Below are 12,877 nucleotides of genomic sequence, written 5' to 3'. Positions count from 1 at the left end.
CAAATCAATGTTTTTCCGTTTCGGACAACGCCTCTAGTATAAGCTGTTCCAGCTTTTTAGCAAGTGTTTCGACCGCGAAGTGCTCAAATGCATAGGCTTGAAGCGGTTTTCCCGCTTCGAGTAGACGGTCAGAATTGTCAGCGAACGAGCGGATGATGCCGACGGCGTCGGACACATCTTCCAGCAATAAGTCGTCCGGATAAATCGTCTCGCTGCCGGTCCAGTGTCGGATGAGCGGGTACGTACCCGACGTCATCGCTTCGGCCGGCGCCAAATGGAAGCTCTCGAGATCGCTCATCGAGAGGACGAAGCCAATCTTTTGCAACCATTCGGCCACGTCGTCGCCGTGTCCATCGAACTGGACGCTCGATTGGAACTGCGGTTCTTCGAGACGGGCGAGCAATTTATCGTAATACGCTCTTTCATCTTCCCGTTTATTGATCCAATAAATCTCATTCGGGTGATGTCCTTTAATGAAGAGTTTATAACGACTGTCTTGTTGCAACAGCTGCTCGAGGATGTCGAGCGCCAAGTCGAGCCGTTTCAACTTCGGATTGACGCCGATCATCCCGAGGTGGAACGTCAAATCTTGCTTCACTTTCGGCTGATTCAAGCGATTCCCGTCGACGGCGTTATAAATCATCGTCATCTTATGGCGCGGGATGCGGAACAGACGGTACATCTCTTCGAGCATATACGGCGAGACGAGGATGATTTTGTCGATGTTGTGCAAGTTGTACTGACGTGGGAACGGCGTCTCTTTCTCTTGACGGTGAATCCGCACGATCAGCTTCTGGTGCGGCAGCTTATGCTCCGAGTACCAGACGGCGTTGCCGAGTCCCCATTCACAGAAGATGATATCGGCCTGCTCCAAGCACGCCTTACTATGGTTGACGTTGTGAATCTTATGGCCGTCCCATTGGTCGACGAGCACGTTGAAGCGCGGGTTCTCCGAGAACTTCTGCATGAACAGCTTCAAGAACTTCAAATCATGGCCGGCGAAGACGATCGTCAACTTTTTCATCGCCCACAGCTCGTCACGGAGACGCGCATACGTGTTCGTGAACGTATAGTACTGGGCCATGTCGTACAAGCGCTTCGCGGCGTCACGGTACACGTCTGCGTCTGAGAGTGCGAGACGCGCCTTGTCGATGAACTCCGTCTCCGAATTAACGAACAACGGATAGTCCGCTCCAAGGATGAGCTCGTGCATCGGGTTGCGGTTGAGCAACACCGGTTTTCCGAGCGCGCCGTACTCGAGCAACTTCGTCGACAGTTCGAGCGAGGCATCGAGTTCCGGATGGCGCCATGATACCCCGATTGCACTCGACTCGATTAACGTCTCGACGTCACGGCGCGGGATGCCTTTCAACCATGTCACGCCCGGGTCGTGACCGAGCCGGTGTGTCACCTCTTTGCGGAAGTTCGGGTTGTTCGGGTCTTGATTGAACTTGTCGCCGGCGACATGAAGCTCTGCGGTCTTGTGAACGGACCGAAGCTTCGCAAACGCCGTCAAAATCTCGCTCGAATACCAGAGCGGTGCGAACTTGCCCGTATAGACGAGGCGGTCGTTCGGTTTCGTGAACGACGGCGTCGCTTCTTTCACGTTCGGAATCATCGGGTTCAAGATGAGGAACGGCCGCTCCGTCGGGAGGAACGTCTCAAAATAATCCTTCATCGCCGACGTTTGGCAGAGCATGCGGGCCGAGCGTGAGGCGATTTGCTTCAAGCGGGCCAGCTCCTCGTCCGACGCCTGCGTATGGTCGTGGGTGAAGTCGGTGATATACGTCCACGTCTTCGCCATCGTGTCCTCATACGCCGACAAGTTGTAGGCGAGCTGGAAGCCACGGATGAACGCCAAGTCGTATGAGCCGCTCATCATGAGCTCATGGATGAGCTGGGCCGCTTCAGACGGCTCGAGCACTTTCTTCTCATAGTACGGTTCGTCCTTCTTCGGTGACGTTTCGCCGAATACATCAAGGAAGCGCACGTTCGGCAACTCACGGATCGACGCTGTCACTTCCGGTTTGACGATGGAGCGTTTCAATAAGATATCGACGTGAATCGACGGGTCTTGTTTCAACATATGGACGACGGATGTCAGCCAGATGGCCGACCCGTCAATCAAGTTCAAGTTCACGTCCCCATAGACGAGGACGCGAAGCGGTGCTTTCGTCATAACGTTACCTCCTGGGCCATCTCGTCGGAGAGATTGGCTCCGCCTTTGACGTATTGATACGGGTCGATGCTGAAGATCCGCTCGCCGGACTGGGCCAACTCTTGGAGCGACGCATCGTTCGTCAACACGTCGAGTGCCTCTTGGATGCTGTAGAAGCGGAGCGCCGCCGGTTTGACGAGCGAGCGCGTCGGCACGGCGTCGAACACGTAGCGATAGCTCGCATCCACATCTTGTTTCTCAAGTGTCCCATCAAACGTATAATGGTCCCCTTTCGTCAAGATGTTGGCGTCGGCATAACGCGCTGCCAAGATATAGTCGGACACGTACGACGGACCGTAATAGTCGTCCCGGTTCACGAACGCCATCCATTCGAAGCCGTCCAAAATCTCAGACAAGGCGTTGTATTGCGTCAAATAACTGAGCATGAACGTCGAGATCGTCTCGGTATTGTACTCGTTATAGACGTCGATATAGCCGTCGAACTTATCGAGGAACACGACGAGGTGCGTGTGTGTATAGTCTTGCGCTTGATAAATCGACACGACCTGCTCCATCTCCTCTTTCGAGCGGACGATGGCGACCATGGCCACGCGCGCGTGGTCGACACGGTATGGGATGCCGATTGCACCGACGACTTGGGCGAGGCGCTGTGTGTACGTATGATACGTCAACACGTGACGCATCCCGCGCATGGCGACGTCCTCATAGAACGCGTCATCGGTCAACAGCTTCTTGAACGTCTCGTCGAGCATGGCGTCACCCTCGTCGAGGAAGACATAATCGCCGAGCATCTGTTTGACACCGATTGAGCGCGTGCTGACGACCGGCGTCGCACAAGCGAGCCCTTCGAATACGCGACGCGAGAACATCGTCGGTGAGTCGTTGACCGAGTTGACGTTCAGCATGACTTTGAAGCCTTTATATGCTTTTGCAATCTGGTTATATTTCAGACTTCCGCGAATCGAATCACGGAACTGTTCCGGGAATTGGAGCTGGTCCGTCTCGCCACGTTGGTTCATCTCGTAGTTGCGGTCATAAATGACGAGGCCGTAACGGTCCGCCGCGGCGAACAGACGGTCCATGTCCTGACGACGCGACTCGTGACGGTTCGCATAATACGAGCCCGCGAACGAGGCGTACGGTTCACGCGTCCCCGGTAGGCGAATCGGGTTATGTTCTTTCGGTTGTGCGGCGAACGGGAGCGCGCCGACACGGTCATGTCCACAGTCGCGGATGTAATCCTCGACCCGGTTCTCGTCCGTCGTATAGACGTAGTCGAACCGTTTCGCCGTCTCGATGAAGCGGTCGTAGTGAATCGGGTCTTCCTTGTTCCAGAACACGGTCGGGATGTTATTGTGACGGCACCATTCGAGCAGACCGTCGAGTTCTTCCCACGTGTTCGTGCCGTATTTGACGACCTTCTTCTCCCACGCCCCGGCATTCCCTTTCCACGCCGACTCGACCATCAAGAAGTCCGGTTGCTCATCGGCAAGGACGGCCGGCCAGTTATCCGGCGTGAACGTGATCAAGTCACATTCCGGACGGTACGAGGCGGTCGTGAACTCATCGAAGATGGCGGCGACTTTCAATTCGCGCAGCTCGCGCGGCACGGCACGGAAGAGTCTCGCCTCGCGTACATCAAGCCATTCCGGGCTTCTTGTGCGGTCGCTGATAATCTCTTCGGTGACGCGAATCCGGTCGATGACCGCTTCCCCGTCTCCGTCGACACGAAGGGCGAAGCGGAGACGACGCGCCTCTTTCTCGAACTCGAAAATCTTCTCCGAGCCGAGTTGGACTTGTTGCATATTCAAACGGCCTTCCGTCGAATACGTGATGATGTAGAGGACGACGTTCGTCCCTTCCCCCATCTCGCCGTCGAGCGTGACGCGGTAACGGCTGTTCGATTTGACGTCGAACAAGAAGTCGACCGGCAACAGCTTGAAGCTATTGTTCGTCTCGGCGTAGGAGATATAGCGGCGATTGCCTTCCCCTGTCTTCAGCTTGACGACGAGTTGTTCATTCTTATGTTTCAGCTTGATCGTGTCCGGTGTCGGCACCGTCCACATCGATGGTTTGAGTGATAGAATCTCTTCCCGGCGGACGCTCTTCTCGCGGACCATGCCGAGTTTCAAACCATGCAGTTCACCGTGACCAGACAAACGGACGAAATAACGGACCGTCGTATGGCTCGGTGTCAGACGGATGATGCCGCTCAAGCCGAGCGGGACCTCGATCATTTGATCTTGTCCATCGGCCGTATACGTGACGACGAACAACGAGGCGTTCGCCGTGCCCGTCACCGTCCCTTTTAAATAGAAACGATAGACATCATCATCCATATCCCCGAGCGGGAAATCGATGGCACGTTTCGTGTTCACATGCGGCAAGGCCGATTCACCGACGCCGAAGTGGACATATTGGCCACCGACGCCGTGCAGAAACAGTTTGTCATCTTCAAAATCGACGACACGGTTGATGGCCGAAATCAATTCGAGCTGTTTCGGTGTCAAATCGATGCGATAGTCGAAATCGCTGTCCTGCATGTGGTTGGCCATCCCTTCGACATCCCAGAGCGAGACCCCGTTCACGTTCAGCTCGATGACACTATAAGAGCCCTTTCCTTCCGTCTCGACCGTGAAGCGGACTTTCGTCTCGTTCGCGAGCAAGGCGATATCGGTCGGCGTCTGATTGTAGACGAACACGTCACGTGAATGCTTGTTCCGTTGATAGAGCGAGACTTTGATGGCAGGTGTGACATCACCGGCCGCCTTCGCGCGGAATTGGACGTGCATCGTCCGGTTCGATTTCGAGAACACTTTTTTGATGTCGATTGTGTCTTCTTTCTCGTCCGGGCGATACGTCAAGACGACCGCTTCCGGGCGTGAGATGACGACGTCGGCCCCTTCTAGATGGACCGCATCCGATGCGGCGTACCAATTCGGGACGATTGGTCCCGCTTGACGAGATGTCACGCGGTTGAGCGCCTTGTTGATGATGCGTTTCCCGACGCGACGCGAGCGTTGGACACCGAGATGTGCCGCCCGACGTGCTTTCGTTTGCCAACCCATATGTCTTTCCTCCAAACTGCGGGGTATTCCCCTCGATTTCACTAATAAGGAAGCGACACATCACATGTCGCTCCCGGCTGGTCATTTCCGTTTGACGATTTTGCCGACACGGCTGCGGACGGCACGCGCTGCGAGCAATCCTTTACCGACTTTCGACTGGGTCAAACTTTGATATTTACGATTGAGTTGGCGATAGCGTTTATCGGCCTTCTCGACTTCTTTTGAAATCCATTCCACCGTATAGAGCAATTCGGCGTACCGATGCAACAGACGTTGATATTGTTGGCTCGTGATGCGGTATTCACGTTGAAGTCGTTTATTTTCCTCGATTTGTTCAGCGAGCTGAATCTCGAGAAGGTTCTTTTCTTGTTTCAATTGTTCGCTCATGTTGTCACCTCAACGGAATACGTCGAAATATAGACGCTTCAATTCATTTTTTTGACCGCTCTCATACAGATCGATGAACTGTTTGAAGCGGGGACTCTTCGGTTCGAGCGGTTTGAACTGCTCGTAGATGGCATATAACAAATCGGCGTTGCCGAAGAAGTCTTCGTCCCGCGACCGGCGGATGAACTGGAGATACCACAGTTCAAAGAACCGTTCGAAGCGAGTCTCACGATAGACATCGAGCACACCTTCGCGCTCGAACGCCTTCGCTCGAGCCGTCTCACGCAACACGCACTTTTCAAAGTAACGACGTGTGATTGTGTTGACGGTCGACCCCGCTACAGCCGCGTAATAGTCGTGAATCGTCAAGTCGACGAGTGCGACGCGTTCGGCCGAGAGGAACATCTCTTGGAAGAAGAGCGAGTCCTGTCCGACCGCACCGATGACTTGTTTCAAGCCGTTGTCGACGATAAAGTCGCGACGGATGACCATCGCCTGGATGCTTTGCACTTTGAAGTTGTGCTCAAGCAGGTAAGCGCGCGGGTCTTCAATCATGCGGATGCCGCCTTTTTCGAGCCCTTCGAGTTCAATCATCGCTTCGCGGTTCGATAGCTTCAACATGCTGCCGACGGCAAGGTCGAGTCCCGGTTCGCGCGTCATCAATTGATACAATTCGTGATAGCCGTCGTTGACCGCTTCGTTATCCGGGTCAAGGAAGGCGATATACGGAGTCGTCGCTAACTCGACGCCTTTGTTACGAGGGCGTGAGGCACTGCCACTGCCGCCATCCGCGAACGAGTACGTGTAGACGTTTTTGTGTTCGCGCGCCAAGCGTTCGACGTAACGGCTCGTCTCGTTGTCGGTCGACCCGTCATCCACGAGCCAAATCTCCATATCGTCGAACATCGTGCTCCGCTTCAAGCTGAAGAAGCACTTGTTGTACAAGTAACGACCGTTATTATAGACCGGCACGACGACAGACAGTTTGTAGTCACTCGGTGCGTTCGGTTCGAAGACGACCTCGCCTTTGACGAGTTCGAACCGGTCGACTGCATAGCCCGGCAATGTCCGACTCTTGAGCGTCCGTGTCACGACTTCTTTCAGTGACAATTGCTCCGCAATGAACACGGAACGATGGACATCGGTCACGTCCGTCACGTAATCGTGTTCTGGACCCGAGACGAGCGTCTCGCCATCGAAGTAAGCAGCTTTCGTCACGAACGATACGTCCGTGTATTTGAAGGCGTTAATCAAGTCTTCTAAATAATACGCTTCATACGTGTACGCCGAGTCGAAGAACGCGACGAACGCCACTTCCTGCAAATCAGTCTCCGTCACGGCATCCGCCATGCGGAAACGGACGTTGGCATACGTCTGATCGGCGACCATGGCTTGAAGCCGCGACTCGACACCTGAACCGACGACGAGGACCGGACGGGCCCCGAGTGCTTCCGTCTCGAGTCCGAGCGCGAACAGCATCTCCTCGAAGCGGTCATGCATCGTGTGCCCGGCCATAATTGTACGGACGCCCGCTAATTGCTGGCGATACTTCTCGTCCTCGGTCTTGAACATGTTCAAGATCTGTTTCGCATCAAGACGGCCCGTCGCGATGAACACGTTCGGGAAATCGTTGTTGACGGCGATGTTGTAGTTCGTCAAGACGAGATTGCCGCGTGCTTGCGCATCGTAAATCGCCTGCGCACTATACGTCGGGCTGTTCTTCACTTCGTTGACATGAAGCACCCAATCGACCGACTTCTTCAAACGGTCCATGTCCGTCTCGCTCGCGACGAGATACTGACGGTACGCTTCGCCAAGCTCCTCGTTTTTGTCACGGTCCGCTTTGACCACATGGAGACGGTGGTTCGTCTCTAAGACGCCATCCATCAATTTGTCGACGTCTTCCATGAATGCTTTTCGCATCGGGAACGTGTTCGTGACGAGCACGTCATTCAAGCGGGCGCGCGTCATGCCGATCGGATTGTGACGCAATTGGTTGACGAACGGCTTGATGACGAAGACGCGGTCATGCTGGCACAGCTCTGTGTAATCTTGAACCCGCTCTTCGTTTGCCGTGAAGACGACATCACACTTCGCCGCGAGAGACGCATAGCGCGCGTAATGATTCGTGTCGGCCTCGGTATGGAACACGACCGGGATGTCGCGGTAGTTGGCTTGCTTAATCAATTTTTCGAGCCATTGGCGCGAGTGCGAGCGCGGTGTCGCCATATGTTCAAAACTCGTCGCCTCGTCACCAAGAAGGATTGGACTAATCATGAGGAACTCGATGTTCACACCTGCATTGACGAGCTCTAAAAACTCGGTGACCGTCTTGAACGTATGGATGTTACAGACGTTTTTCCATAATTCGGCCCGTTCGACCGGTCCGACGAACGCCACATCGATGAGTTTCTTCTTATAATAAGCACTCCCGTTCGAAGTCGGATATTCTGGTAAGTCGTTCGGGAAACGCTCGGTCGCCGCGTCCCATTCTTGTTTGAGACCGGTATGATACGTTTCGAGCTTTTGGTCATCCCAATACGGGAGTTGCGCTTTCTTCGTCAACGACGGCAAGTCGTTAATCAAAATGACATCGCCTTCATCTAGCGGTTCTTTTTGTGAAATCCGTTCCCGTTCCGCACGTACCCATTTCGCGTGCACTTGAACGTCGGACAATAATCGTCTTACATCCATTCAATTCGCCTCATTCTTTCATCATGTCGTATCGTAGGTTTCACACCTACACCCTCTGTCATAGTATCAAATATCAGATAGGCAAGCAATTTCAGTCAGATGACAATCGGACGACTTGCCATTCCCCTCTTTTGTAATACCCGACTTTTTGAGCCGATAACAAAAAACTCCCCTGAATCATCAGGAGAGTTTGACTGCTTATTCGGCTGCTACGTCGACGATGCGACCTTCCACTTTTGGCTCGACCGTTTTGAGGCCAGCCACGTGGTCACGCAAGTTTTCCCAGTCCGAGAGACCGAGGTCTTGGACGCGGCCCTCAGTGTAAGCCACACCGAGCTCTGCGAAGCCGTCGCCGCCTTTCGCTGTGAACGCGTTCGTTGCGACTTTATAACGTGTTGAATCTTCTGCTACGAGTACTGGTGCTCCGTCTTTCATGTACTCGATTTTCGTCACGCGTTCGCCTGACGGTTTCGAGCTATCGTACGTCACTTTCAAGCCAGCGACGTGAAGGAAGCCACCGTTCTCGTTCGGAAGCGGCCCGACGCTGCGCTCGAACGTTTGATAAATCTCTGTTCCCGTGAGGTCAGCGATCGCGAGCGTGTTCCCGAACGGAAGCGTCGTGAGCACATCTCCCAACGTGATATCTCCAGCATCAATCGCCGCACGGATTCCGCCGCCGTTTTGCATCGCGCCGATGACGTCCGCGTTGAACGTCTTCGCTTTCGCGAGCATGCCATCCGTAATCAAGTTCCCAAGTGGCGTCTCGTTCTTACGGACGCTCTCGCCCGTCGTGTTTCCGATGTCACTCGTACGCGGGTTCGTCAAAGCCACTTTTGCTTCGGCGCCAGTTGGTTGGTTTTTCAACTCATCAACTTCTTCTTTGAACGGAGCGAGGAGTTGAGTCGCTTTCGCGTCCGCTTCAAGTTTCGTCACATCGATTAAAGAACCCTCATGGGCGACAACTTTTCCATCTTGGTCGAACGTGACGTCAAGTGTGCCGAGGTATTGGCTGTATTGATACGCCTGGACGATCAACGTCGGGTTGTCCGTATCCGCGTTCTTCAAGACTGGAGCTGCGAGACGCGTGTGCGAGTGTCCGCCGATGATGACATCGATGCCTGCGACTTCTTCTGCGAGGATTTGGTCGTTGTCGACCGCCGGGTTGTCATCATAGCCTAAGTGCGTGACGGCGACGATTTGGTTGACACCGGCTGCTTCGAACGCTGCGACTGCCGCTTTCGCTTCTGCGATGTAATCTTGGAACTGGGTGCTGCCCGGGCTTGCGATGTCAGCCGTCTCTTCTGTCGTGAGACCGAAGAAGCCGACTTTGACGCCGTCCACTTCTTTGATGACGCCTTCATAGAGACGACCGTTATACGGTTTGTCCGTCACCGCGTCACGGAAGAGCGGGTTCAAATCTGTATCTGCTGAGAAGTCGAGGTTCGAGCTGACGAACGGGAAGTTCGCGTAGCGGATGAACTTGGCAAGTTCGGCGTTGCCGTCTTCGTCGCCACCGAGATCGAACTCGTGGTTCCCGAGTGTCATCAAGTCGTACTTCATGTAGTTCATAAGTTTCAAGTCGGCCATTCCTTCAAACTTGTTGAAGTAAAGCGAACCTGAGAATACGTCCCCAGCGTCAATCAAGAGCGCGTTTGGCTTCTCGGCGCGGACTTGTTTCACGGCTGTCGCACGTTTTGGTGCCAAGTCGAGTGAGGCGTGTGTGTCGTTCGTGTGCATGAACGACACCGTGTTCCCACCGACCGAATATGGAAGTTCAGCTTCGATTGTGCGGCCATTGCTCGTGAATTTAGCGTGAGCTGTGAACGAACCGATTTTCGATGTGTCGATGCCGTGGACACGGACGAGACGTTCGACCGTACCGTTCGCGAAGCGAACATCAAGACGAAGTGCGCTCGGCACGTTCTCCCCTTGTTTGAACGAAAGCCCTTCAGCTGGAACAATCGCCACCGGATAGTTCAAGACGCGGACGCGTTTCTCGACTTTAATCCCCTTGCCGATCACGATTCCTTTCGCCGTTTGATATGTACCGAGTTTGTTCAACTTCACCGATGACTTGTACCAATGGATTTTGGCACCGTTGTATGTTTTGTCGAGCGTGGCATCGAGGTCGCCTCCGCGGACGAAGTCGGCTTTCAGTTTGACCGTCTTAACTTTTGGTGCCGCGTCAGCTGTCGCTGCCGGAACGATCGATGAGGCGGTGATTGCCGCTACAGCGAGTGAAGCGTACAACTTGTTCGTTTTACGTGTGAGCATTTGATTTTCCCCTTTCAAATGTGGTGAAGCAGAACTAAAACGAACGATAGCGCTTACAATGTCTGACGGATCATAATCGGCCTTGCTCCCTATTCCGTCTTCAGACCTATCGTTTCAGAGACCACTTTCCTCTCTAAACATATCCAATTCCACTAGTAAATACAATTAATTTTTCGTTAATTCCGTGTATCTTTTCCAAAAAATCCTCCGATTGTAACATCGAGGGATTCTATAGAAGTTCAAAACACGTTAGGCAAAAAGACCTTATTCGGTTTCAACCAGTTCGTGAAGTTGGGTGAACGGACTTGACGCACCAGCTTTCAAATGCCCATGCTCGATCTCTTGGAGGCGGAGCGCCTCGAGTTGCATCTTGGAGGCCGCCCCCCATTTATTCGGCCCGCAATCACGAAGGGCGACCGTCCGGACCATCAGTTCCGTCGTGTCATCTGTCGCATCGAACTCGACCCATACTTGGTTCGGTCCACCCCAGGCGGCGATATCTTCGGATAAATAAAGCACGCCACCGACCCAAATTTCATAGCGCATCCGTCCTAATCCGAGTGACGACCGCTTCTCGAACGGGTTGAGCACGTTCAAGTTCAGGCGATACGTCTGCCCCGGTTTCGTCGTGAGGATTTGGGAATACGCCATATGGTCACCTTTTTGCATCGCGTTCGCCTCGAGGTGGTACGACACGTGCGTCGTCAAGCGCCGGACGTTCAACGGAATCGTCGTCTCGTCCAGCCGACCGCTCGTGATGACCCCATTGAGCGCCATCCATCCTTGATCGAGCGTCGGATGCAAATAGTCACGCATCGTGTCCCGCTTGTTCACACCCCAGAACGCGAGCACCGGCCACTCATGGCCGATCACTTCATAAAACAGTTTGGCGTATAGCCGATCCCCATAATCAGGTGTCAAGAACAATTCTAGGATGGCCCGCGCGTTGAACGGGATATACGTCTCAAACGCGACATCACTTTCGGCGAGCACTTGCTGGTGCCAGACGCCCATCCGGTATTCCCAGTACAACAAGTCATATGGGTCGTAGCCGTGAAGTGTCTCTATCGTCAAACCGACCGCAGCTACATAAGACGTCCAAAGCGAGACGACACGCTCGTCTTCCCGCGACTTCCATGAATAGCAACGAATCGCCCCTTCGACTGTCAACTCGGCCGGCAGCGTCCGGTTCTTCCGATAAAACGCTCGCCCGATCTCAAGGATGTTCGAGCGCAAGTGGCGCGTCGGACGGTCTTTATACAGTTTCATATATTCGTATGCATGGGCATGACCGTGACGTGACGTCACGCTTTGTCGCAACATCGAACGGAACTCCCGTGTCTCCTCGTCACGTTCGAACGCTCTGTCATCGACCGGGATGACCCGGTGCTGAAATTGAAGGTCACGCGCCATCATCGACGCGACTTCGGCATCGATATCGAGCGATTCGACGTGATGACCTGTCGCCACGTTCTGATACGTGAACGTCTCGATGTTCGCGAGAAACGGTTTGAGGAGCGCCAACGACAAGCGACTGTCAATACCGGCCGTGAGCGAGAAAATCATTCGTTCGTCCGACTCGAACAGCTGATGCAACTGATTGTCGAACCACGTCCGGAGCGGTTCGATGGCCGCCTCGACAGGTAGTGCCTCAAGCGGACGACGTGGATAATAACGTGTCATCCGGTTCGCCTCATCCACAAAATGGTTCGGGACGAGAATTCGAATCGACTTATAAATCGTGAAATGACCTGGCAAGTGATAATGGTTATGGTGTCGCAACTCATCCGAGCAAAGCGGGTGAGGCTTTGACTGCACATCTTCCTGCAACAATTCCAGATGGGACGCCGCTCGGAGCGGCGCTTCCGTCGTGAAGTAGACACCTCGCATCCCGGTCGCATCATGATAGAGGCGAACCGACGTTTCATCCCCCCGAATCAACACGTAGCGGCCACCCATGAAGTCAAGCGTTTCATGGAAGGCATCCACATCTTGCCCGTTTAATCGTTCGAGTACCCCTTTCCGATCACGCTGATGCGCTCGGATGTCGAGGATATCCCCAAAAGCGAGCAGCCAGCGGGCACCTTCTTGAATCAAGTCGACCGGACTGAGCGGGTCGTAATAAAAGAAATCGCCATTCGGCAATGTAATCGTTTTCCATCCTTCACGGTTTAGCCGTGTAGCGGTCATTAAAAATCCACGTTGATAAGCTTGCATCGTTTTCCCTCATTCTATAGAAAGTTCGTTCTTCACTTCTAAAAAAGACGAGCACCGG

Annotated in this window: 6 protein-coding genes; all 6 read right to left on the bottom strand. The window is 53.9% G+C overall.

Translation table 11 applies throughout. The features are described from left to right. Positions 1-4 precede the first annotated feature (4 nt). The 6 genes from KNP83_RS02530 to KNP83_RS02505 all read right to left on the bottom strand — a co-directional run bounded on the left by KNP83_RS02530 (position 5) and on the right by KNP83_RS02505 (position 12,819). Positions 5-2,179, bottom strand: a complete 2,175-nt coding sequence (locus KNP83_RS02530) for a glycosyltransferase (RefSeq protein ID WP_214760257.1) — start codon at positions 2,177-2,179, stop codon at positions 5-7. Then, on the bottom strand, positions 2,176-5,247 hold the full coding sequence (locus tag KNP83_RS02525) for a CgeB family protein (RefSeq protein ID WP_214760254.1): 3,072 nt from the start codon (positions 5,245-5,247) through the stop codon (positions 2,176-2,178). The genes KNP83_RS02530 and KNP83_RS02525 overlap by 4 nt, the downstream gene beginning before the upstream one ends. 81 nt (positions 5,248-5,328) lie before the next feature. Further along, positions 5,329-5,634, bottom strand: coding sequence for a hypothetical protein (locus tag KNP83_RS02520; protein ID WP_214760251.1), 306 nt, complete (start codon positions 5,632-5,634; stop codon positions 5,329-5,331). A gap of 9 nt (positions 5,635-5,643) precedes the next feature. Then, positions 5,644-8,328 (bottom strand): glycosyltransferase, encoded by a 2,685-nt coding sequence (locus tag KNP83_RS02515; protein WP_214760249.1) that lies wholly within the window; start codon positions 8,326-8,328, stop codon positions 5,644-5,646. A gap of 198 nt (positions 8,329-8,526) precedes the next feature. After that, positions 8,527-10,602, bottom strand: a complete 2,076-nt coding sequence (locus tag KNP83_RS02510; RefSeq protein WP_214760246.1) for a bifunctional metallophosphatase/5'-nucleotidase — start codon at positions 10,600-10,602, stop codon at positions 8,527-8,529. Between the two features lie 264 nt (positions 10,603-10,866). Beyond that, positions 10,867-12,819 (bottom strand): asparagine synthetase B family protein, encoded by a 1,953-nt coding sequence (locus KNP83_RS02505; RefSeq protein ID WP_214760245.1) that lies wholly within the window; start codon positions 12,817-12,819, stop codon positions 10,867-10,869. Positions 12,820-12,877 lie beyond the last annotated feature (58 nt).

The sequence above is a fragment of the Exiguobacterium sp. s146 genome (assembly GCF_018618415.1).
GTDB lineage: Bacteria > Bacillota > Bacilli > Exiguobacteriales > Exiguobacteriaceae > Exiguobacterium.
This window is presented reverse-complemented; position numbering and strand designations above follow the sequence as displayed.

Excerpts from the sequence above, each read along its gene's own strand:
- KNP83_RS02505 (WP_214760245.1), bottom strand. The coding sequence starts at position 12,819 with ATGCAAGCTTATCAACGTGGATTTTTAATGACCGCTACACGGCTAAAC.
- KNP83_RS02510 (WP_214760246.1), bottom strand. The coding sequence starts at position 10,602 with ATGCTCACACGTAAAACGAACAAGTTGTACGCTTCACTCGCTGTAGCG.
- KNP83_RS02520 (WP_214760251.1), bottom strand. The coding sequence starts at position 5,634 with ATGAGCGAACAATTGAAACAAGAAAAGAACCTTCTCGAGATTCAGCTC.
- KNP83_RS02515 (WP_214760249.1), bottom strand. The coding sequence starts at position 8,328 with ATGGATGTAAGACGATTATTGTCCGACGTTCAAGTGCACGCGAAATGG.
- KNP83_RS02530 (WP_214760257.1), bottom strand. The coding sequence starts at position 2,179 with ATGACGAAAGCACCGCTTCGCGTCCTCGTCTATGGGGACGTGAACTTG.
- KNP83_RS02525 (WP_214760254.1), bottom strand. The coding sequence starts at position 5,247 with ATGGGTTGGCAAACGAAAGCACGTCGGGCGGCACATCTCGGTGTCCAA.